The sequence below is a fragment of the Arthrobacter sp. CAU 1506 genome, assembly GCF_005047635.1.
Lineage (GTDB): Bacteria > Actinomycetota > Actinomycetes > Actinomycetales > Micrococcaceae > Crystallibacter.
Genome location: NZ_SUKC01000001.1, coordinates 182,745 through 203,442, shown reverse-complemented (window position 1 = coordinate 203,442; position 20,698 = coordinate 182,745). Strand labels below are relative to the sequence as shown.

The 20,698-nt window shown below is 67.8% G+C and carries 19 protein-coding genes; 14 read left to right on the top strand and 5 right to left on the bottom strand.

Going from position 1 to position 20,698, the window contains the following annotated elements; all coding sequences use genetic code 11:
- Positions 1-52 precede the first annotated feature (52 nt).
- From E4J89_RS00960 to E4J89_RS00940, 5 genes are all read left to right on the top strand, one after another.
- Positions 53-754 (top strand): hypothetical protein, encoded by a 702-nt coding sequence (locus tag E4J89_RS00960; RefSeq protein WP_136784224.1) that lies wholly within the window; start codon positions 53-55, stop codon positions 752-754.
- Between the two features lie 76 nt (positions 755-830).
- Positions 831-3,065, top strand: coding sequence for an NAD-dependent DNA ligase LigA (gene ligA / locus E4J89_RS00955; RefSeq protein ID WP_136784223.1), 2,235 nt, complete (start codon positions 831-833; stop codon positions 3,063-3,065).
- Positions 3,062-3,550 carry a DUF2087 domain-containing protein gene (locus E4J89_RS00950; protein ID WP_136784222.1) on the top strand — a complete coding sequence of 163 codons (489 nt, stop codon included), beginning with the start codon at positions 3,062-3,064 and terminating at the stop codon, positions 3,548-3,550. Before ligA ends, E4J89_RS00950 begins: the two co-directional genes overlap by 4 nt.
- Positions 3,551-3,636: 86 nt before the next feature.
- Complete coding sequence (locus E4J89_RS00945; protein WP_205754359.1) at positions 3,637-4,434, top strand: hypothetical protein; 798 nt, start codon at positions 3,637-3,639, stop codon at positions 4,432-4,434.
- 363 nt (positions 4,435-4,797) lie between these two features.
- Complete coding sequence (locus E4J89_RS00940) at positions 4,798-5,295, top strand: GNAT family N-acetyltransferase (RefSeq protein ID WP_136784221.1); 498 nt, start codon at positions 4,798-4,800, stop codon at positions 5,293-5,295.
- A 49-nt stretch (positions 5,296-5,344) separates the two neighbouring features.
- Here E4J89_RS00940 and E4J89_RS00935 read toward each other — a convergent pair whose 3' ends face one another.
- Positions 5,345-6,424 (bottom strand): metallophosphoesterase, encoded by a 1,080-nt coding sequence (locus E4J89_RS00935; RefSeq protein ID WP_136784220.1) that lies wholly within the window; start codon positions 6,422-6,424, stop codon positions 5,345-5,347.
- A 185-nt stretch (positions 6,425-6,609) separates the two neighbouring features.
- Between E4J89_RS00935 and gatC the strand changes: the two genes are divergently transcribed.
- The 5 genes from gatC to E4J89_RS00910 all read left to right on the top strand — a co-directional run bounded on the left by gatC (position 6,610) and on the right by E4J89_RS00910 (position 11,619).
- Positions 6,610-6,906, top strand: a complete 297-nt coding sequence (gene gatC, locus E4J89_RS00930) for an Asp-tRNA(Asn)/Glu-tRNA(Gln) amidotransferase subunit GatC (RefSeq protein ID WP_136784219.1) — start codon at positions 6,610-6,612, stop codon at positions 6,904-6,906.
- 9 nt (positions 6,907-6,915) lie between these two features.
- Positions 6,916-8,418, top strand: a complete 1,503-nt coding sequence (gene gatA, locus E4J89_RS00925; RefSeq protein WP_136784218.1) for an Asp-tRNA(Asn)/Glu-tRNA(Gln) amidotransferase subunit GatA — start codon at positions 6,916-6,918, stop codon at positions 8,416-8,418.
- Entirely contained in the window at positions 8,419-9,930 is a 1,512-nt protein-coding gene (gatB, locus tag E4J89_RS00920; protein ID WP_136784217.1) for an Asp-tRNA(Asn)/Glu-tRNA(Gln) amidotransferase subunit GatB, read from the top strand.
- 356 nt (positions 9,931-10,286) lie between these two features.
- Positions 10,287-11,174, top strand: coding sequence for an aminoglycoside phosphotransferase family protein (locus tag E4J89_RS00915; protein ID WP_136784216.1), 888 nt, complete (start codon positions 10,287-10,289; stop codon positions 11,172-11,174).
- 67 nt (positions 11,175-11,241) lie between these two features.
- Complete coding sequence (locus E4J89_RS00910; protein WP_169303880.1) at positions 11,242-11,619, top strand: VOC family protein; 378 nt, start codon at positions 11,242-11,244, stop codon at positions 11,617-11,619.
- A 97-nt stretch (positions 11,620-11,716) separates the two neighbouring features.
- Here E4J89_RS00910 and E4J89_RS00905 read toward each other — a convergent pair whose 3' ends face one another.
- The gene (locus tag E4J89_RS00905) at positions 11,717-12,160 is read right to left on the bottom strand and encodes a DUF779 domain-containing protein (RefSeq protein ID WP_136784215.1); all 444 of its coding nucleotides are present in this window, start codon (positions 12,158-12,160) and stop codon (positions 11,717-11,719) included.
- A gap of 14 nt (positions 12,161-12,174) precedes the next feature.
- On the bottom strand, positions 12,175-13,698 hold the full coding sequence (locus tag E4J89_RS00900) for an aldehyde dehydrogenase family protein (RefSeq protein ID WP_136784214.1): 1,524 nt from the start codon (positions 13,696-13,698) through the stop codon (positions 12,175-12,177).
- A 239-nt stretch (positions 13,699-13,937) separates the two neighbouring features.
- Between E4J89_RS00900 and E4J89_RS00895 the strand changes: the two genes are divergently transcribed.
- Complete coding sequence (locus tag E4J89_RS00895; RefSeq protein ID WP_136784213.1) at positions 13,938-14,480, top strand: dihydrofolate reductase family protein; 543 nt, start codon at positions 13,938-13,940, stop codon at positions 14,478-14,480.
- Between the two features lie 42 nt (positions 14,481-14,522).
- Here the strand turns inward: E4J89_RS00895 and E4J89_RS00890 are convergent, their stop codons facing one another.
- Together E4J89_RS00890 and E4J89_RS00885 are read right to left on the bottom strand one after the other, a co-directional pair.
- Positions 14,523-15,779, bottom strand: a complete 1,257-nt coding sequence (locus E4J89_RS00890; RefSeq protein WP_240691609.1) for a GAF domain-containing protein — start codon at positions 15,777-15,779, stop codon at positions 14,523-14,525.
- Positions 15,780-15,907: 128 nt separating this feature from the next.
- The gene (locus E4J89_RS00885; protein ID WP_240691608.1) at positions 15,908-17,113 is read right to left on the bottom strand and encodes a cytochrome P450; all 1,206 of its coding nucleotides are present in this window, start codon (positions 17,111-17,113) and stop codon (positions 15,908-15,910) included.
- A 208-nt stretch (positions 17,114-17,321) separates the two neighbouring features.
- Between E4J89_RS00885 and tdh the strand changes: the two genes are divergently transcribed.
- The 3 genes from tdh to E4J89_RS00870 are packed head-to-tail and all read left to right on the top strand — an operon-like array spanning position 17,322 to position 20,682.
- The gene (gene tdh, locus E4J89_RS00880) at positions 17,322-18,368 is read left to right on the top strand and encodes an L-threonine 3-dehydrogenase (protein ID WP_136784211.1); all 1,047 of its coding nucleotides are present in this window, start codon (positions 17,322-17,324) and stop codon (positions 18,366-18,368) included.
- Positions 18,369-18,376: 8 nt separating this feature from the next.
- A complete protein-coding gene (locus E4J89_RS00875) occupies positions 18,377-19,594 on the top strand; it encodes a glycine C-acetyltransferase (protein WP_136784210.1) in 1,218 nt (405 codons plus the stop codon).
- On the top strand, positions 19,591-20,682 hold the full coding sequence (locus E4J89_RS00870) for an FAD-dependent oxidoreductase (protein ID WP_136784209.1): 1,092 nt from the start codon (positions 19,591-19,593) through the stop codon (positions 20,680-20,682). The genes E4J89_RS00875 and E4J89_RS00870 overlap by 4 nt, the downstream gene beginning before the upstream one ends.
- Positions 20,683-20,698 lie beyond the last annotated feature (16 nt).

Sequence of the window (20,698 nt, the reverse complement as noted above, 5' to 3'; positions counted from 1 at the left end):
CGATCAACTCGCGTCGACCCGTTCGGTCAACACAACATCAAGGGGGCTACCGGTGGCGGATGTGAGCATTGAGTTCTGCGGGGAATGGTATGAACCCAAGGACGACGACGTGTTCACCATTGGTCGTGAAGGCGACCTGGAGATCGACGACAATCCGTACCTGCACCGCAAGTTCCTGCAGGTCGCCCGATACGACGACATTTGGTGGTTGGCCAACGTAGGGTCCCTGATCTCGGCCACCGTCGCCGATTCCACCGGCGGCATGCAGGCCTGGCTGGCGCCGGGCGCACGGATCCCGCTGGTCTTCAGCCTGACGAACATCGTGTTCACTGCCGGCCCGACCACGTACGAGTTGTCCGTCCACGTCAAGACGCCCTCCTTCCGCCAGGAACACCGGGACACGGACGCGGTGGGGGAGACCACCATCGGCCCGGTGATCTTCACCGACTCGCAGAAGGCACTGATCCTGGCCCTGGCCGAACCCATGCTCAAGCGGGACGGCACCGGGCTGAGCTCGATTCCGTCGTCCTCACAGGCGGCCGCCCGGCTGGGCTGGCCGTTGACCAAGTTCAACCGCAAGCTGGACAACGTCTGCGACAAACTGGACCGCGTGGGCGTCGCCGGACTGCGCGGTGGCGGCGGCAAGCTTGCCACCAACCGGCGGGCGCGGCTGGTGGAACACGCGGTGACGTCCCATCTGGTCACCGCGGCGGACCTGGCGCTGCTCGACCAACAGTTGGATGCCGAAGACTGAGCGCAACGTGCCGTCGCCCGCGGGCCGCGGCACCGCCGTCGTCGCCTGAACCGGGCTCCTGGGGCAAGATAGTCAGGTGAGCACAGTCGAAACATCTGCCAACGAGATTCCGAGCGATGAGATCCGGGACGAATACGAGCAGCTGACCGAGAACGTCCGCAAGTACCGCTACGCGTACTACAACGAGGACGCCCCGCTGGTCTCGGATGCCGAATTCGACGCGCTGTACCGGAGGCTGGAAGAAATCGAGGCGCTGCACCCGGAACTGGTGGCCAACGACTCGCCCACCCAGGAAGTCGGCGGCGAAGTCTCGGCCGCGTTCGCCCCGGTGGAGCACCTGCAGCGGATGTACTCGCTGGAGGACGTCTTCTCGCTGGAGGAACTGAAGGCCTGGGTGGACCGCGCCACCGCCTCCGTGGCGAACCTGGGCAACGGCAGGAAACTGCGCTGGCTCAGCGAGGTGAAGATCGACGGACTGGCCGTCAACCTGCTCTACCGCAACGGCGAACTGGTCCGTGCGGCCACCCGCGGCGATGGCACCACCGGCGAGGACATTACCCACAATGTGCTGACCATTGGGGACATTCCGCGCAAGCTTACGGGCAGCAATTTTCCGGCCGAGGTGGAGATCCGCGGCGAGATCTTCATCCCCACGAAAGACTTTTTGGCCCTGAACGAACGGATGGTGGAGGCCGGCAAGGCGCCGTTCGCCAACCCGCGCAACTCCGCGGCCGGCTCGCTCCGCCAGAAAGACCCGAAGGTGACGGCGGAGCGGCCGCTGCACATGTTCGTGCACGGAATCGGGGCCCGTGAAGGACTCGACGCGGAAAGCCAGTCGGACACCTACGCCCTGCTGAGCGGCTGGGGCCTGCCCACCAGCCCCTACTTCAAAGTGGTGGACAGCTACGAGGACGTGCTCGCCTTCATCGAGCACTACGGCGAGCACCGGCACGACCTGCTGCACGAAATCGACGGCATCGTGGTCAAGGTGGACGATTTCGGCTTGCAGCGCGCGCTCGGCCACACCTCCCGCGTGCCGCGCTGGTCCGTGGCCTACAAGTACCCGCCGGAGGAAGTCCACACCAAGCTGCTGGACATCCGCGTGAACGTGGGCCGCACCGGCCGGGTCACGCCCTACGGCGTGATGGAACCGGTGAAGGTGGCCGGCTCCACGGTGGAGATGGCCACGCTGCACAACCAGGACGTGGTCAAGGCAAAAGGCGTCAAGATCGGCGACATCGTGGTGCTGCGCAAGGCCGGCGACGTGATCCCGGAGATCGTCGGCCCGGTCATGGCGCTGCGCGAGGCGCAGGATCCTCCGGTCCGCGACTTCGTCATGCCCACCGACTGCCCCTCCTGCGGTACGCCGCTGGCGCCTGCGAAGGAGGGCGACGTCGATATCCGCTGCCCCAATGCGCGCTCGTGCCCTTCCCAGCTGCGTGAGCGCGTCTTCCACCTTGCGGGTAGGGGTGCGTTCGACGTCGAGGCACTGGGTTGGGAGGCCGCTGTCGCCCTCACCGCGGGGCCGGGCCCGGACCCGGCGACTATCGGCGGCTACCCGGCGCCGGAGGGTCCCGGGGTCCTGACGGACGAGGCCCGCATCTTCGAGCTCGCTGAGGATTACCCCGACCCGTCACTGCGCGAGGCGCTGGCAGAGGTCAAAGTGTGGCGGGAAAAGCGCTCGAAGGGTACGGGCACCGGCCAATGGGAACTCGTTCCGTACTTTTGGACTAAGCCGACGGCCAAGACCCCATCGAAGCCCGCCGCCAACACGGAAAAGCTCTTCAAGGAGGTCAAGAAGGCCAAGACGCAGCCGCTGTGGCGTGTGCTGGTCGCCCTGTCCATCCGGCATGTCGGGCCCACCGCTTCGCGTGCGCTGGCCACCGCCTTCGGGTCGATGGACGCCATCCGGGCAGCCAGCGAGGAGCAGTTGGCGCATGTGGACGGCGTAGGCCCGACCATCGCTGCCGCATTGAAGGAGTGGTTTGCCGTGGACTGGCACGCCGGGATCGTGGATGCCTGGGCGGCAGCCGGCGTGCGGATGGCCGACGAGGTGGACGAGAGCACGCCGCGCACGCTGGAGGGGCTGACCGTGGTGGTGACGGGCACGTTGCCGAACTTCAGCCGCGACGAGGCCAAGGAAGCAATCATTATCCGCGGCGGCAAGGCCTCCGGATCCGTCTCGAAGAACACCAGCTACGTGGTGGCCGGCGAGAACGCCGGGACCAAACTGGACAAGGCCGAAGCCCTCGGACTGCCGGTCCTGGACGAGGACGGGTTCCGCCGACTGCTGGAAACCGGCACAGCATGACGGCGGAGCGGCCGGCCGCCGACGTCAGCTGGCAGCGGATCCTCTCCACGCTGGCCAGTCATCGGCTGCGCGGACTCTACGCTGCGCTGGTGCTGGGCCAGCAGCCCGAGATGACCGCCAAGGAACGGCAGAAGCTGCTCGACGCCGGCTTGGTGATGGACGACGGCGGTGCCCTCACCATCGCGCCGGACATCTTCAAGGAGGCACTGGCGTCGGCGCGGACGCCGGAACCCACCGGCCCGGAACGCTTCCTCGCCGGCGGGCTGGTGGTGCTGCCGCACCGCGCGGCCGACCGGCTGGAACTCCTGGGCTACCTCGGCGACCGCGTCAGCGCCGCCGGAGAAACGTTGGCCGAGAAGGAACTCAATGCCAGGCTGGCCGCCTTCACGGAGGACGTGCCGATGCTCCGGCGCGCCATGGTGGACTACGGCTTCTTGGTCCGCGAGCCGGACGGCAGCGCCTACCGCCGGGCGCCGGGGCAATAGCCCAGCGGCCTGCTGCAGGGTCCGAACCAGAAACGCAGGCGTGACTCGCATCACCGGCCATGGGAGCATGGACGTGTGGAGCGGCCATGAACGAGTTTTTCGCCGATGGTTTTCCCTGGTGGTTCATCTGGGTGGGCTTCGCTGTGGTCTCCGGCATGGGGCAGCGGGCCAAGCGCGCCAGGCGCCAGCAGGCCCGGAACCGGGCGAGCGGCCAGCGCCGCGAATCCGCGTGGTCGGAGGCCGCCCGCCGGGAGGCAGACCGTCGGCATGCCGCCGCGGCCGCCCAGCAGCAGCGGCTGCGCGATACCGAGAAACTGATGGCGGAACATCATGCGGTGAACGTTCGCTGGCTGGACTATGAGCTGGATGTGGCGAAACTGATCGACTACCCGATGATGTCCGACGTTCGTGAACCGCTCACCGTGGCGTTCCTGCGCGCCAAACGGACTGCGGACGGGCTGCTCCCGGTCACTGCTGCGGAGATCGCCACCGACGAGCGGCTGCGCGACTATCGAGAGGCGGTGCGCGCCTACGAGGTCGCCTTCGACATAGCCGAACGCGAAGCCCGTCGGATCCGCGACCAGCACTTCAGCGGCCCGGAACGGTTGCGGCTGAATACCGCCCGCCGGCTGCTCACCATCGCCGTGGACCGAGCTGCCACACCGGCCGAGCGGCAACTGGCCTACAGCCGGGCGCGCAAGCAACTGGACGGCCTGTTGGCTCTGCCTGCCGAGGCGCTGGCGGCCCTGCAACGGCAGGTCAATCCCGAACTGCTGCCGCTGCCTGACCCGCAGGCTGCGCCACTGTCTGACCCGCCGGCTTCGCCGCGGCGTGGCCGGCCCGAGCAGCGTCCCGGGCCTCTCTCCGACCCTCAACCCGGCTGAACCGGAACCGTCCCGGGCCGCCATACCTGCGCCCGCACCTCGGTGGTCGACCAAGGGAGCGCCAGCGACCGCACCTCGGTGGTCGACCAAGGGAGCGCCAGCGACCGCGTGGAGACCGCGGATCTCCACGCAGGCGCAAGCGCCTTTGGCCGATCACCGGACTGGCCACCGCACCTCGGTGGTCGACCAAGGGAGCGCCAGCGACCGCGCGGAGACCGCGGATCTCCACGCAGGCGCAAGCGCCTTTGGTCGATCACCGGACTGGCCACTGAATTCGCGCGCACCGCGCGCGGTGCGCGAAACTGGTAGGGCACGCACCGCCGTCGTGCTTTCCCCTTTTCCCGCGAGGACCCGCCCCAGCACATGCACATCACCATCCGCCCCGCCACCGCTGCTGATTACGACGACGTGGAGCGCCTGACGCGCGAGGCGTACCTCGCCGCCGGCCATTTCCCGGCCGCCGACCATCCCTACTTGGTACACGTCTCCGACGTGGCGCACCGGGCCGCACGCGCGGAAATCTGGGTGGCCGAGCGCGGCGGGCACGTCGCCGGCGCGGTGACGCTGGCGACAGCGGGCGGGGAGTATGCGGACATCGCCCGGGAGGGTGAGCTGGAGTTCCGGATGCTGGCGGTCGATCCGGGCCTGCAGCGGTCCGGTGTCGGGCGGGCGCTGGTGGAAGCGATCGTGGCCCATGCCCGCACCCTGGACGGAATCGACGCGGTGAGCCTGACCACCGGCAGCGACTGGACCGCCGCGCACCGGCTGTATGAGTCACTCGGGTTTGACCGCGTACCGGAGCGGGACTGGCCGGTGCCCGGCACCGATATCCGACTGCTGGTCTTCGTCAAGCGGCTCTAACCCGCAGCCCCGCCGCCGCGCCGCCGCGGCGGTGGCACGCTGCGCGGGCTCAGCGCCGGCGCAGTGTGAAGGAGTCGGCGAAATCGCCGCCGCCGGCACGGACGAACTCGGCGCTGAGCGCGTTGTCGGTGGCCCGGATCTGCAGAAACCCATGCGTCGGGTCCGCATTCCTCCCCGAATAGGCGGCGAAGTACGGCGCCTCGGCATCCTTGGTGTTGACGTCGCGCAGCGGCCGCCCGCCGGTGCCGACGGTTGCAAAGACCGTGCCGGCGCCGGACTGGAAGTTGCCGTCGGTGTCCGCGATGCACGCGCTGCTGCTCTTCGCCGGCACCAGCGAGGGACAACCGGGGCCCAGCGCCAGTTGCTGTGTGCGCTGGTAGAGGTGCTCGTGGCCGTTCAGCACCAGGTCCACCTTTTTGTCCAGCAGCAGATTCGTCACTGCGGAACCCGGATCGCACCCGTAGCGGCCCATCGTCAGGCACGGCAGGTGCGTGGCCACCACGACCCACGGGATGTCCGCATCACGGGCGGAGTCGATGGCCGACGCAGTCCAGTTGTAGTGCTCGTTTCCGGGCACGTAGTCCCATCGGCCGGATTCCGCGAACCGCAAACCCGGCGAAATCATGATCAACCGCAGCACGGGATGCTGCTGCGGGATGTCCACGAACCATTGGCGCCCATAATCGCCTTTGACGCCGGGCAAACGCGGAGGCAGGCAGTCCGCGAATGCATCGATGGAACCATTCCGGCCATCACTTTCGTGGTTGCCGGAGAGCAACTGCAACGGAAGGTCCGGCCCCAAGTGGTCCGTGACGAAACTGCACCACGCCGATTCCGTGCCGCGGCTTCCATAGGACAGGTCTCCGAGCGCCAGGCCGAACTGTGAGGTGCTGCTGGCCATCGCGTCCAGGACCTTCGCGGCGGTCTCGCCGTCACCGAAATCCCCGGCTGCCGCGAAGTCCACCGTCCTGGCGGTGCTGCCGGCCGGATTCGAGGCGGGCGGCGGCTGGCTTGCCGCGCCCGGGACGCTGGTCTGCGGTGCCGGAGCGGGGGAACTAGGCGGAAGCGTGCCGCAGCATGAGAGCAGCAGGGCGCCGAGGGCCGCTGCTGCCAGTCGAGCCGCACGCATTCAGGCCTCCTCGCCACGGACGGGGCGCCAGTCTAGGCACTGGGCAGATGGCAGTCAACGTGATCACGCCGCCGTCGTGCGGCCGGGGAGGGGCCACAGTCGGATGCCCTGCCAGCTTGGCCACTCCGGACCATTCTGCGCCGGTAGACTGAACTGGAAAAGCAATCCATCCGCGTAGGAGACTCATGTCTGAGATCAATCGTGCGGCGGTGGCGCATCTGGCGCGCCTGGCCCACATTGAGATGACCGCCGAAGAACTGGACAAAATGGCCGGGGAACTGGACGTTATTGTCGATTCGATCAAGTCCGTCCAGGAAGTTGCCCGGCCCGACGTGCCGGCGACGTCACACCCGATCCCGCTGACCAACGTGTTCCGCGAGGACGTGGTGGGGGAGACCCTGAGCCAGGAACTGGCACTGGCGAACGCACCGGACGCGGCCGACGGCCGGTTCAAGGTTCCGGCGATCCTGGACGAGGAGTAGGACGCACCCATGAGTGAATTGATTACGCACAGCGCCGCGAAACTGGCGGAACTGCTGGCCGCCTCCGAGGTCTCGTCGACCGAGGTCACCCAGGCACACCTGGACCGCATTGCCGCGGTCGACGGCGACGTCAACGCCTTCCTGCACGTGAACACCGATGAGGCGCTCGCCGTCGCAGCTGACGTGGACAAGGCGCGTGCCGCCGGCGAAGAGCTGCATGCGCTCGCCGGCGTCCCGATTGCGATCAAGGACCTGATTGTCACCGTCGGCCAGCCCACCACCGCCGGCTCGAAGATGCTCGAGGGCTGGATGAGCCCGTACGACGCCACCGTGATCAAGAAGATCCGTGCGGCGCGGATGCCGATGCTGGGCAAGACCAACTTGGACGAATTCGCCATGGGTTCCTCCACCGAACACTCGGCCTTCGGCCCCACCCGCAACCCGTGGGACCTGGAGCGGATCCCCGGCGGATCCGGCGGCGGTTCAGCGGCGGCGGTATCGGCCTTCGAGGCCCCGCTGGCGCTGGGCACGGATACCGGCGGTTCGATCCGGCAGCCGGCCGCGGTGACCGGCTCGGTGGGCGTGAAGCCGACCTACGGCGGAGTCTCCCGCTACGGCGCCATCGCGATGGCGTCGTCGCTGGACCAGATCGGGCCGGTCACCCGGACCGTGCTGGATGCCGCGCTGCTGCACGAGGTCATCGGCGGGCACGACCCGGCCGACTCCACCTCGCTGACCGATCCGGTGGGCGCGCTGGTTGAAGCCGCCCGGAGCGGCGATGTGCACGGCATGCGCATCGGCGTGATCAAGGAACTGCAGGGCGAAGGCTACTCCGCCGGCGTACAGGCACGCTTCGACGAGGCACTCGAGTTGCTGCGCGGCGCCGGCGCCAACGTGGTGGAGGTGTCCTGCCCGAACTTCAAGTACGCGCTGGGCGCCTACTACCTGGTCATGCCCTCGGAGGCCTCCTCCAACCTGGCCAAGTACGACGGCGTCCGCTACGGGCACCGGGCGCTGCCGGAGGACGGCTCGATGACCATCGAACGCGTCATGGGGGCCACCCGGGCGGCCGGCTTCGGCGACGAGGTCAAACGCCGCATTATCCTGGGTACCTACGCCCTGTCGGCGGGCTACTACGACGCCTATTACGGCTCGGCGCAGAAGGTCCGCACCCTGGTGCAGCGCGATTTCGCCGCGGCTTTTGAAACCGCCGACGTGCTGATCTCGCCGACCGCTCCGACCACGGCCTTCAAGCTGGGCGAAAAGCTGGACGATCCGATGGCCATGTACCTCAACGACGTGGCCACCATTCCGGCGAACCTGGCCGGTGTCCCGGGCATTTCGGTGCCGGGCGGCCTGGCCGACGGGCTGCCGGTGGGCATCCAGTTCCTGGCCCCGGCCCGTGAAGATGCCCGCCTGTACCGCGCAGGCGCCGGCCTCGAAAACCTGTTGGAAGCCACGTGGGGCGGCCCGCTGCTGGCCCAGGCTCCCGCTCTCGGAGGTGTGAAGTAAATGGCTGAAACTCAAGAACTGGTCGCCTTCGACGAAGCGATGGCCAAGTACGATCCGGTCCTCGGCTTCGAGGTCCACGTTGAGCTGAACACCAAGACGAAAATGTTCTCGGCGGCTCCGAACGCGTTCGGCGATGTGCCGAACACGAACGTGTCGCCGGTGGACCTTGGCCTGCCCGGTACGCTGCCGGTGGTCAACAAGTCGGCGGTGGAGTACTCGATCATGATCGGGCTGGCGCTGAACTGCAAGATCGCCGAATCCTGCTTCTTCGCCCGGAAGAACTACTTCTATCCGGACACCCCGAAGAACTTCCAGACCTCCCAGTACGAGGATCCGATCTGCTACGACGGCTACTTGGACATCGAGCTGGAAGACGGCGAAGTGTTCCGCGTGGAGATCGAACGCGCACACATGGAAGAGGACGCCGGCAAGCTCACCCACCTGGGCGGCGCCACCGGGCGCATCCAGGGTGCCGAGTACTCGCTGGTGGACTACAACCGCGCCGGCGTGCCGCTGGTGGAGATCGTCACCAAGCCGATCGTCGGAGCCGGCTCCCGTGCCCCCGAGCTGGCCCGTGCCTACGTGGCAGCCGTCCGCGAGATCGTCAAAAACCTGGGCGTGTCGGATGCCCGGATGGAACGCGGCAACGTCCGCTGCGACGCCAACGTGTCCCTGATGCCGAAGGGCGCCACGCAGTTTGGCATCCGGTCCGAGACCAAGAACGTGAACTCGCTACGGGCGGTCGAGCGCGCGGTCCGCTTCGAGATCGAGCGCCACGCTGCGGTGCTGGAATCCGGACAGAAGGTTGTCCAGGAAACCCGCCACTGGCACGAGGACACCCGGTCCACGACCTCCGGCCGACCGAAGTCGGACGCCGACGACTACCGCTATTTCCCGGAGCCGGACCTGGTGCCCGTCGTCACCACCGAAGCGTGGGTCGAGGAACTGCGGTCCCGGTTGCCGGAGCCGCCGGCCGAACGCCGCAAGCGGCTGAAAGCCGACTGGGGCTACTCCGATGCCGAATTCCGCGACGTCGTCAACGCCGGCGTGATGGATTCGATCGAGGAAACCATCGCCGCCGGTGCCTCTGCGGCAGTGGCCCGGAAGTGGTGGATGGGCGAGATTTCACGCCGGGCGAAGGAAGCCGAGGTCGAACCGTCGGAGCTGGGCGTAAGCCCGCAGACCGTGGTCGAGCTGGACCGCCTGGTGCAGGCTGGCAAGATCAACGACAAACTGGCCCGCCAGGTGCTCGACGGCGTGCTCGCCGGTGAGGGCAGCCCGGAAGAGGTCGTGGACAAGCGCGGACTGGCCGTGGTGTCCGACGATTCGGCGCTGCTGGATGCGATCGACGCCGCACTGGCCGCGCAACCGGACGTGGCGGAGAAGATCCGTGGCGGCAAGGTCCAGGCTGCCGGAGCAATTGTGGGCGGGGTCATGAAGGCCACCCGCGGGCAGGCCGACGCCGGCCGCGTCCGTGAACTCATTTTCGAACGCCTCGGCGTTCAGGCCTAGTTAGGGGAGAACTCATGCACAGGATTGCTCTGGGATCGGCTCGCACCGATATTGGCCCGGTTCCTCGGCGCGTCGTCCGCACCGGTCGGGGCACGTCCACCGGCACCGACATCGGACCGACGCCGCTGACCTAGCGGTTCCACAGGCCACGGCCTGCTGTCGACAACGCCCCTGCCGTCACCGGCGGGGGCGTTGTCGGTGTTGGGCGTTGTCGAGTGTGGTGTGCAGCAGCGTGTCCGGTTGGCCCCGGGCGCTCGCGGATGATCTGATGGAAGTCCCGCATCAGATCTTTCGGCCGGCAATCGCCCGGGCCGCTGGCGGGTTCTGCCTCTCGATTGAAGGAAGTACGGAAACAGATGGCCTTGATGCCCGCTGCGGAAATCGACGTCACCAATGACTTGGTGCAGCGGTTGTTATCCGACCAGTTTCCGGACCTGGCCCGGCTGCCCTTGGTGCGCGTGGCCAACGGGTGGGACAACGTCACCTTCAAACTCGGCGCCGAGTTGGCCATCCGGCTGCCGCGTCGCGAGGCGGCCGCGGACCTGGTGGTGAACGAACAGCAGTGGCTGCCGTCGCTGGCCCCGGAACTGCCGGTGGCCGTGCCTGCGCCGGTGCGCTGCGGCAGGCCGTCGTCGTACTATCCCTGGTCCTGGTCGGTGGTGCCGTGGCTCGAAGGCAGGCCGGCCTTGCGCCTGCGCGCGGAGGAACGGCGCTCGCTGGCCCCCGGCTTGGCTGCGTTCGTGGCCGCGCTGCACGTGCCCGCGCCGTCCGGCGCACCGATGAATCCGGTCCGCGGGGTCCCGCTGGCCTCGCGCAATGCCGCCATCCTGCAGCGCTTGGATTCGGGCCTTATCCCGCAGCCAGAGCGCGTCGCGGCGCTGTGGCGGCAGCTGGCGGGGTTGCCGGCCTGGGACGGACCCGCGCTGTGGCTGCACGGCGACCTGCACCCGGGCAACCTGATAGTGGACGGCACCCGGCTGTCCGCGGTGATCGACTTCGGCGACATCACCGCGGGCGATCCGGCCACTGATCTGGCCGCCGCCTGGCTGGTGTTCGACGGTGCGGGACGCCGGGACTTCATCGCCGCGGTCGAATCGCGCACCGATGTGACACCGGAGACCTGGCAGCGCGGCCGCGGCTGGGCGCTGGCCATGGCGACGGCGCTGCTCGCCGGTTCCGACGACAACCGGCTGTTGCGCGGCGTCGGGGAGCGCGCACTGTCCGGGGTCCTGTCCGACAGCTAGGCGGCCGTGCCGAACCCGCAGTAGGCTGACTGACCGCAGGACAGTTGGCTGGATCGGAGGAGGGACGATGCCCGGAAGCGAAGGATTGCGGCTGCACGCCACCGTTTTGGGCGCCCCTGATCCGTTGGCCCTGGCGGACTTCTACGGCCGGCTTCTGGGCTGGGACATACGCACTCAGGAGCCGGATTGGGTCACCCTGGCCAATCCATCCGGTGGTCCAGGGCTGTCCTTCCAACTGGAAGATGGCTACCGCAGGCCGGTCTGGCCGGAGCAGCCCGGTGAGCAACAGATGCTGGTGCATCTGGACCTTCTGGTCGATGATTTGGCCGCTGCCTGCGCCCATGCGGAAGCCGTGGGCGCTGAACTGGCGGCATTCCAGCCTCAGGACGACGTCCGCGTTTACTTCGATCCGGCCGGCCACCCGTTTTGCCTTTTCGAGCACTAGAATCGCTCGGCCGCCCACACTGGTGGCAGCACGACCGTGCGACGGCGCCCGGCAGCACGACCGTGCGACGGCGCCCGGCAGTGCTGCCGGGCCCGGCTCAGCTGTCGAAGAGCCGGGAGCGGATCAGGAAGCGCTTGCCCTCGGGTGCCTCCACGGAGAACCCGCTGCCGCGCCCGTCCACCACATCCACCGTCAGATGCGTGTGCTTCCAGTACGCGAACTGCTCCCGCGACATCCAGAAGTCAAGGCTTCCGCGGTCCGGAAGGTCGAACGTGCCCAGCAGCACATCCGCATCTGCTGTGAGGAATTCGCCGGCCGGATAGCACATCGGCGACGACCCGTCGCAGCAGCCACCGGATTGGTGGAACATCAGCTGCCCGTGGGTATCCCAAAGCTTTTGCAGCAACCCGACGGCCGGACCGGTCAGCGCCACCCGGGAAAAGTCTTCCCCGGGCAGCGCTGCCGTGGCCTCGAGCGCCGCCTCGTGTTGTGCAGCGGGAGGGCTGGATGCACCCGGCCGCTGCGATGAAGCCGACGCCATGAGCGGACCTGTCTCTAGAAGAAGCCGAGCTTGTTCTCGTTGTAGCTGACCAGCAGGTTCTTGGTCTGCTGGTAGTGGTCCAGCATCATCGCGTGGTTTTCGCGGCCGATGCCGGAGGACTTGTAGCCGCCGAACGCCGCTCCTGCCGGGTAGGCGTGGTAGTTGTTCACCCACACCCGGCCGGCCTGGATTTCGCGGCCGGCCCGGTAAGCGACGTTTCCGTTGCGGCTCCAGACGCCGGCACCCAATCCGTAAAGGGTGTCGTTCGCGATCTCCAGGGCCTCGTCGTAGCCGCCGAACCGGGTCACCGAGACGACCGGCCCGAAGATCTCCTCCTGGAAGATGCGCATGCTGTTGTTGCCCTCGAAGATGGTCGGCTTCACGTAGTAGCCCTCGGCCAGGTCCCCGTCCAGGATGTTGCGCCCGCCGCCGGTCAGGACCTTTGCCCCCTCCTGCTTGCCGATGTCCATGTAGGAGAGGATCTTCTCCAACTGGTCGTTGGAGGCCTGCGCGCCAATCTGGGTGTCCGTGTCCAGCGGATTTCCCTGGATGATCGCCTCGGTCCGCGCCAGTGCATCGGCCATGAACGAGTCGTAGATGGAGTCCTGCACCAGCGCCCTCGACGGGCAGGTGCAGACCTCGCCCTGGTTGAACGCGAACAGGGTGAAGCCCTCCAGCGCCTTGTCGTAGAACGCATCGTTCTCCGACGCCACGTCGGAGAAGAAGATGTTCGGGCTCTTGCCGCCCAGTTCCAGCGTGACCGGGATCAGGTTCTGTGAGGCGTACTGGCTGATCAGCCGGCCGGTGGTGGTCTCGCCGGTGAAGGCGATCTTGCGGATCCGCGGGCTGGAGGCCAGCGGCTTGCCCGCCTCCACGCCGAAGCCGTTGACGACGTTGACCACGCCGGCCGGCAGGATGTCCGCGATCAGTTCCATCAGCACCAGGATGGAAGCCGGGGTCTGCTCCGCAGGCTTAAGTACGACGGCGTTGCCCGCCGCGAGTGCGGGCGCCAGCTTCCAGGTGGCCATCAGGATGGGGAAGTTCCACGGAATGATCTGGCCGACCACACCCAGCGGCTCGTGGTAGTGATAGGCGGTGGTGTCGTCGTCGAGCTGGGAGAGCCGGCCCTCCTGCGCGCGGATGGCGGAGGCGAAGTAGCGGAAGTGGTCGGCGGCCAGCGGAATGTCCGCCGCCAGCGTCTCTCGCACGGCCTTGCCGTTGTCCCAGGTCTCCGCCACGGCCAGCAGTTCGAGGTTCTCCTCAATCCGATCGGCGATCCGGTTCAACACCGCCGCCCGGTCCGCTACCGACGTCTTGCCCCAGGACGGTGCCGCCTTGTGTGCGGCGTCGAGGGCCAGATCAATGTCTTCTGCGGTGCCGCGTGCCACCTCGCAGAACGGCTTGCCGGTCACGGGGGAGATGTTCTCAAAGTACTGGTTCTTGACCGGGGCGACCCATTCGCCGCCGATCCAGTTCTCGTACCGCTGCTTGAAGCTGACCGGTGATCCCTCGGTTCCGGGCTGGGCGTAAACAGTCATGTCGACTCCTTCGGCTTCGGTTCCGGACCACGCCGGTCCGGCAGACTGCACTGTCTGTGCTGACGAGCCTAGGGAAGTGAAGGTTGCATCGAGGTTGCACCCGGCACGGCGTGGTCGGTTCGGGGCGGCGACGGTAGCGTGGGGCACGCCGAGGGCTCCCGGTGTGGGCAGGCCCGGATCCCCCGTCATCGGAGGAGTCAGTCATCCTCGAAGGAACCGGTCAACGAACGGAGAAGGTCATGGGAAAGGTCATTATTCATGCCACGGTGACGCTGGACGGCTTTATGGCGGACAGCACCGGCGGCGTTGACTGGATGTTCGATTTTGAGGCTGCGGACGAGGACCGCGAGGTGCTGAACACCATCTGGGACGAGATAGGCGCCGTGGTGGGCGGCGCGAACAAGACGCAGACCATCGAAGAAGGGGAGATGCCGTACGGCGGCATGCTGAAGGTGCCTGTTTACCTGATGACGCACAGCGCCCATGAACCGGTGGAAAAGGACGGCACCACGTATACCTTTGTTGTCGACGACATCAGAGAGGCGGTTGAAGCTGCCAAGCAGGCTGCCGGCGACAAAAGCGTCAGCCTGTTGGGCGGCAGCATCTCGCGGCAATGCCTCGCCCTGGGGCTGGTGGATGAAATACAGCTGCACATGCTGCCCCTGCTGCTCGGCGAGGGCATCTCGCTCTTCGGCGGGCTGGGTGAGCGCATCGCCCTGGAGCGGGTAGAGACGGCAGCCTACGCCAGCGAGACCCACCTGCGGTTCCGCGTGGTTCGCTAACCGCTCCCCGGAGGGACGGGCCGGCAGGGGCGTCGGGCGTGGTCAGCCGTCTCCGGCCTCCAACTGCTCCAAGCGGGCGACGACGCCGGCCCGCTTAGGCGAGCGCGGCGGCAGGAGGCGGAGCGCTGCCAGCCAGGCATCGCCGTCGTTCTTGGCCTCAGGCAGTTGCAGGTAGCGCATTACCGTTTCCGTGGAGGCATTGCTGAGCACCGACTCGCGCAGCGTGGCGCTGACTCGGTGGCGGAAATCGACGACTCCCGGAGCCTCCGACCCCGGAACGAGCTGGCCTTGGTACAGGTCGAGTGCCTGGCGGTAGGAGCCGCGGGCCAGGCACTGCAGGACCCGCTGCGCGTCGACGGCCAGCGGCTGAGGCAGGCGGTACGGCCGCGATTCGGGCACCGCGGCTGCGCTGATGCCGGCCAGCAGTTTGCGCAGCCGGACCATCTCGGCCCGCAGCGTGGCGCCGCGGGCGTGCGGGTTCAGCTGGTCGGCCAGTTGCTCGGCCGTCAGGCCGCCCGGGTGCAGGGCCAACAGGGTGAGGATCTCGGTGTGCCGCTGGGACAATTCGATCCGCCGGCCGGCCAGCTCCAGCAGGCCATGGTCCCGGCCCGTGATGGTGAGGCCGGCTGGCTGTTGAGTGGCCCGGTTGCTGGTTCCGGCTTGCAGGCGGATGATCCGCAATTCGGCCTCGGCGGCAGCCACTGCCGCCCGGACCAACGAGAGCGTCTGCGGGGCGGCGGCTTCCTCCCGGCCGGTCAAATCCACCACGCCGAGCACAGCGCCGGAATCAGGATCGTGGATGGGGACGGCGGTGCAGCTCCACGAATGGACCGCCCGGCTGAAGTGTTCGGCGCCGGCGATCTGCACCCCCTGGCCCAGGGCGAGGGCCGTGCCGGGGGCACTGGTGCCCACCGACGCCTCGGACCAGTCGGTGCCCGGCATGAACATCATGCCCTCCGCGCGTTGCCTGAGCCGCGTGTCTCCGTCCACCCAGAGCAGCCGGCCGTGTTGGTCCCCAACGGCCACCAGCATTCCCGCCTCATGACTGGGTTCCACCAGCAGCCGGCTGAAGACCGGCATGATGGCGGCCAGCGGATGGTCCCGGCGGAAGGCGTCCAGTTCGTCGTCAGCCAGCACCAGCCGCGCCAGCGCACGGTCCGGGTCGGCGGCGTGCCGCAAGGACCGTTGCCACGAGTCGCGGACCACCGGGCGCAGGGCGCCGAGGCGCAGGCTTCCGGAACGGCCGGTCAGAGCTTCCGGATCAAGCCCTTCGTGGGCTTTGTAGGCTCGGTCCTGCACGGGCCGGGACGTTGGCTGGGCAGAGTGCGGCACTGGAGATCCCCCTATGTACCGGATCACCGCCACGGATCTGTGGCAGGAGTCACAGTCTAGCCTGCGGTGGTCGGGAGGTTCCACCGAGCGGGGGCTCAGGCCGGCAGCAGCCGCAAGGGCAGCGAACTGTAGCCCTTCAGTGTGTTGTGTAGGTACGGCACCGGTTCGCCGGCAGGCTCGATCCGCTCCACGTTGTGGGCCAGCCAGGTCAGGACAACATGCATCTCCAGCCGGGTGATGGGCTGGCCGACGCAGCGGTGGATACCGTTGCCGAACGCGATCATGCTGGCGGCGTCGCGTTCAATCCGAAAGACGTCCGCATCCGGACCGAACTGGGCTTCGTCCCGGTTGGCCGAACCCAGGAACAAGGCCAGCTTGCTGCCGGCCGGTAGGCTGACGCCGGCGATCTCCGTGTCGGCGGACGTGGTCCGGTAGAACGACTGGAATGGGGACTCGAAGCGCAGCACCTCGTTGATGGCCAGCGATACCATCCGCGGGTTGTCCCGCAGGATGCTCCATTGTTCCGGATGCTCGGCAAAGAGCTTGAGGGCGTTGCCGATGCCGATCACGGTGGTATCCAGGCCCGCGGACAGCAGGGCCCTGACCACCAGCGGGGCCATCTCCGCCGGCAGATCGCCGCTGTCCACGTACTGCCACAGTTGTTCGCCCATGCCTCCGGGGCTGAGGTTTTCCCGCCGGGTCCGGTCCATCACCCACTCCGGTGTTCCGGCACCTTGTTCGAAGTAGTAGCGGTGGCGTTCGTTCTCCGGGCCGAAGTGGCTGAAGTTCATCGCCCCATGGGTCAGCAGGTTCTCCTCGCGGCCCTCCTGCGGAATGCCGACGGCGTCGCCGAACGCCCGGAGCGGAAACACCTCGGCCAGATCCTTGACGCCGTCGATCGAACCACGCTCCAGCAGTTCCGGCAGCAGTTGTGCCGCGAAGGCTTCGAATCCGGCCCGCAGCGCCCGCGTCCCCTTGGGCGAGATCACCCCGGCCATGGCGTTCCGCATCACGGTGTGCCGCGGCGGGTCGGACTCAAGGATGCCCTGCGGCCGCCAGTTTGGTTCCTTCAACAGGTCCTTGGGACCCACGCCGGCGCCGGAGATGAAGGTCCCGTGGTCCGCGAGGATGTCGCGGCACTCCGCGTAGCGAGCGAAGGCCGGCACCTGGTACTTCTCCAGCCAGACCGCCGGGCCGGCTGCCCGCATCCGGCCGAACAAGGCGTACGGGTCGGCCAGCACGTCGTCGGAGTACGGGTCGTCGGCGATCGCCGGAAGGATCTGATGGGTCCTGGTTGCCACGGGCAGGTCTCGCTCACGTCGAAAGGGGATAGAGGAAGTGCTTGCCAGCAAAGCTACCCCGCCGCACGCCGAGCGCGCACTGTGACGCGCTCCACTTCGCCGGGGCACTTACGTAGAGTTGGCCTAGTGACCCGGACCACCGTCCGGGCGGCCGCGTGATCCCGGCCGGACCAAGAGACCCGGCCGGACCAAGAGATAAGGACAACGCATGAAGGCGCTCTTCAAGTCCGGCCCACAGGCCGGCTTTGAGCTGGTGGACCGACCGGAGCCAGAACCCGGCTTCGGCGAGGTCAAGATCAAGGTACTGACCACCGGCATCTGCGGCACTGACCTGCACATCCAAGCGTGGGACGACTGGGCGGAGGGCTCGGTGGCCAGTCCGCTGATTCCCGGCCACGAGTTCTACGGCGAAGTGGTGGCCGCGGGCCCCGGCGTGCGGGACGTGCAGGTCGGGAACCGGGTCTCGGGCGAGGGGCACATCGTCTGCGGCACCTGCCGCAACTGCCGGGCCGGCCGTCGGCAGATGTGCATCCGCACGATCAGCGTGGGAGTGCAGCGGGACGGCGCCTTCGCCGAGTACGTGGTGATACCGGAAACCAATGTCTGGGTGCACACTGATCCGGAGGTCACGCCGGAACTGGGTGCCATCTTTGATCCGTTCGGCAACGCCGTCCACACTGCCCTGAGCTTCCCGCTGGTCGGCGAAGACGTCCTGATCACCGGTGCCGGGCCCATCGGACTGATGGCGATTGCGGTGGTCCGGCACGCCGGCGCGCGCAAGGTCGCTGTCACGGATGTGTCAGCCTCGAGACTGGAGCTGGCCAAAAGGATGGGCGCCGACATGGTGGTCGATGTGAGCCAGACCCGGGTGGCGGAGGCACAGCGGCAGCTGGAGCTGGCCGAAGGTTTCGACATCGGACTGGAGATGTCCGGCCGTGGCTCGGCGCTGCAGGCGATGATCGACAACATGACCCACGGCGGACGGATTGCGCTGTTGGGGCTACCGGCCGAAGACATCAGCATCGACTGGGCCAAGGTGGTCACGCACATGCTCACGCTGAAGGGCATCTACGGCCGCGAGATGTTCGAAACCTGGTACGCGATGAGCGCCATGCTCTCGTCCAGCCCCGCACTGCACCAGGCGATATCCTCGGTGATCACGGACGTGCTCCCGGCCGCCGAGTGGCAGCGCGGGTTCGACATCGCCCGGCACGGCGAAGGCGGCAAAGTGGTCCTCGACTGGACCCGGATCTAGGGGGAAGCATGTACGGAACGTTGAAGGAGCAACTGGCAGCCGAGCTGGAGGAGATCCTGGATGCCGGACTGTTCAAGGCAGAGCGCCGCATCACCACACCGCAGTCCAGCCACATTAGCGCCGGCCCGCTGGACGGCGCCGCCCGCGAAGTGCTGAACTTTTGTGCCAACAACTATCTGGGGCTGGCGGACCATCCGGAGATCATCGCCGCCGCGAAAGCCGCCATGGACGAGCGCGGGTTCGGCATGGCCAGCGTCCGGTTCATCTGCGGCACGCAGGATCTGCACCTGCAGCTGGAACAGGCGGTGTCCCGCTTCCTCGGAACCGAAGACACCATCCTGTTCTCGTCCTGTTTTGACGCCAACGGCGGGGTTTTCGAATCCCTCTTTGGCCCAGAAGACGCAATCATCTCCGACGCCCTGAACCACGCCTCGATCATCGACGGCATCCGGCTGTCCAAGGCGGCGCGCTTCCGCTACGCGAACCGGGACATGTCCGAACTTGAGGCCAGGCTGCGGGAAGCGGCGGAGTTGAACGACGGCGCGGGCGCCAGGCGGACGGTCGTCGTCACCGACGGGGTCTTCTCCATGGACGGCTACCTGGCCCCGTTGGAGCAGATCTGCGAACTGGCCGTAACCTACGGAGCGCTGGTGATGGTTGACGACTCGCACGCCGTCGGCTTCATGGGAGCCAGCGGCGCCGGGACGCCGGAACATGCAGGCGTATCGGACAACGTGGACATCTACACCGGCACCTTCGGCAAGGCCCTGGGCGGCGCCTCCGGCGGCTACGTGTCCGGACGCCGCGAAATCGTGGCGATGCTCCGGCAAAAGGCCCGGCCCTACCTGTTCTCCAACTCGGTTGCCCCCGCCATCGTTGCCGCCACGCTGAAGGCGCTGGAGCTGGTGGGCGGTTCGGCCGAGCTGCGGTCCCGGCTGCAGGACAACACCGCGCTGTTCAGGAGCCGGATGGCGGAAGAAGGCTTCGACCTGCTGGAAGGTGTTCATCCGATTGTCCCGGTGATGTTCCACGATGCCGTGCTCGCCGGCAGGACCGCCGAGGCGATGCTGGACCACGGCGTGTACGTCACCGCCTTCAGTTACCCGGTGGTCCCCAAAGACGCCGCGCGGATCCGCGTGCAGCTCTCGGCCGCCCACACGGCGGAGGACATTGAAGCCTGCGTCGCCGCATTCGTCGCCGCCCGGCAGGCGGTACAGACCGTATGACCACGATCAGCTGTGACGTCCTGATCATCGGCGGCGGCATCGCCGGGCTGTCGCTGGCGGCCGAACTGGCCGGCCGGGTGCGCGTGGTGCTGGCGGAGGCCGAACCCACACTGGGCTACCACACGTCCGGCCGATCGGCACGGCAGCTGGTTCCCAGCTACGGTCCGCCGGCCATCCAGCAGTTGACCGTCCGCACGCTGGACCTGCTGCACCGCCGGCAAAGCGAGGCCGGGCTGCGGGTCCTCAGCCACCGGTCGTTCCTGTTGATCGGATCGAAAGCGGCCGTGAAGGAGCATGCCAGCGGCCAGATGGAGTTCATCGGCCCGGACGATGCGCTGGAGCTAAGCCCGGAGCTGCGGCCCGGCGCTTTCGAAGCAGCCGGACTGGACCGAACGTCGTTCGGCTGCCGCACGGACGTCCTGCTGCAGCACCACCAGGACACCGCGCGTGCCGCGGGGGCGCGGTTCCTGACCGGAGCGCGTGTCGAATCGGCCCGCCGGCACGGCAGCGGCTGGCGGGTGGTCGCGGGAGGAGAGACGGTCGACGCCGGAACAGTGGTGAACGCAGCCGGCGCGTGGGCAGAGCAGGTTGCTGCCTTGTTCGGAGCGCAGCCCCAGGGGCTGGTGCCGTATCGGCGGACCGCGGCGGTGGTGGACGTGGCCCGGCCGCTGTCGCCGCGGCAGCCCATGGTGGCCGCGGCGGATGACAGCTTCTACTACCGGCCGGAGAACGGCCAGGTGCTGGTCTCGCCGTCGGAAACCGTGCCGAGCGAGCCCGAGGACGCGCGTCCGCGGGACACCGACGTGCAGCGGGCCATCGCCCACGTCAGCAGGAGCACCACCCTGACCATTACCGGTGTGGCCATGGCCTGGACCGGGTTGCGGACGGAGCCTGCCGACGGGCATCCGGTGGTGGGCTTCGATCCCGAGGTCGAAGGCTTCTTCTGGCTGGCCGGGCAGGGCGGTTACGGATTCCAGACGTCGGCCGGAATCGCCGAGCTCGCCGCGGGACTGATCCTGGGCGAGCACGACGGCGCCGGCGACGTCCCCGCCGCCCTCAGCCCGCACCGTCGTACCTTCACGCGCTAAAGGCCCCAACAGGGGC

Bases quoted from the DNA above. Each gene is read 5' to 3' on its own strand.
- gatC (WP_136784219.1), top strand. From the start codon at position 6,610: ATGTCTGAGATCAATCGTGCGGCGGTGGCGCATCTGGCGCGCCTGGCC.
- E4J89_RS00875 (WP_136784210.1), top strand. From the start codon at position 18,377: ATGTACGGAACGTTGAAGGAGCAACTGGCAGCCGAGCTGGAGGAGATC.
- E4J89_RS00935 (WP_136784220.1), bottom strand. From the start codon at position 6,424: ATGCGTGCGGCTCGACTGGCAGCAGCGGCCCTCGGCGCCCTGCTGCTC.
- E4J89_RS00905 (WP_136784215.1), bottom strand. From the start codon at position 12,160: ATGGCGTCGGCTTCATCGCAGCGGCCGGGTGCATCCAGCCCTCCCGCT.
- E4J89_RS00910 (WP_169303880.1), top strand. From the start codon at position 11,242: ATGCCCGGAAGCGAAGGATTGCGGCTGCACGCCACCGTTTTGGGCGCC.
- gatA (WP_136784218.1), top strand. From the start codon at position 6,916: ATGAGTGAATTGATTACGCACAGCGCCGCGAAACTGGCGGAACTGCTG.
- E4J89_RS00950 (WP_136784222.1), top strand. From the start codon at position 3,062: ATGACGGCGGAGCGGCCGGCCGCCGACGTCAGCTGGCAGCGGATCCTC.
- gatB (WP_136784217.1), top strand. From the start codon at position 8,419: ATGGCTGAAACTCAAGAACTGGTCGCCTTCGACGAAGCGATGGCCAAG.
- E4J89_RS00915 (WP_136784216.1), top strand. From the start codon at position 10,287: ATGGCCTTGATGCCCGCTGCGGAAATCGACGTCACCAATGACTTGGTG.
- E4J89_RS00870 (WP_136784209.1), top strand. From the start codon at position 19,591: ATGACCACGATCAGCTGTGACGTCCTGATCATCGGCGGCGGCATCGCC.
- E4J89_RS00895 (WP_136784213.1), top strand. From the start codon at position 13,938: ATGGGAAAGGTCATTATTCATGCCACGGTGACGCTGGACGGCTTTATG.
- E4J89_RS00900 (WP_136784214.1), bottom strand. From the start codon at position 13,698: ATGACTGTTTACGCCCAGCCCGGAACCGAGGGATCACCGGTCAGCTTC.
- E4J89_RS00940 (WP_136784221.1), top strand. From the start codon at position 4,798: ATGCACATCACCATCCGCCCCGCCACCGCTGCTGATTACGACGACGTG.
- tdh (WP_136784211.1), top strand. From the start codon at position 17,322: ATGAAGGCGCTCTTCAAGTCCGGCCCACAGGCCGGCTTTGAGCTGGTG.
- E4J89_RS00945 (WP_205754359.1), top strand. From the start codon at position 3,637: ATGAACGAGTTTTTCGCCGATGGTTTTCCCTGGTGGTTCATCTGGGTG.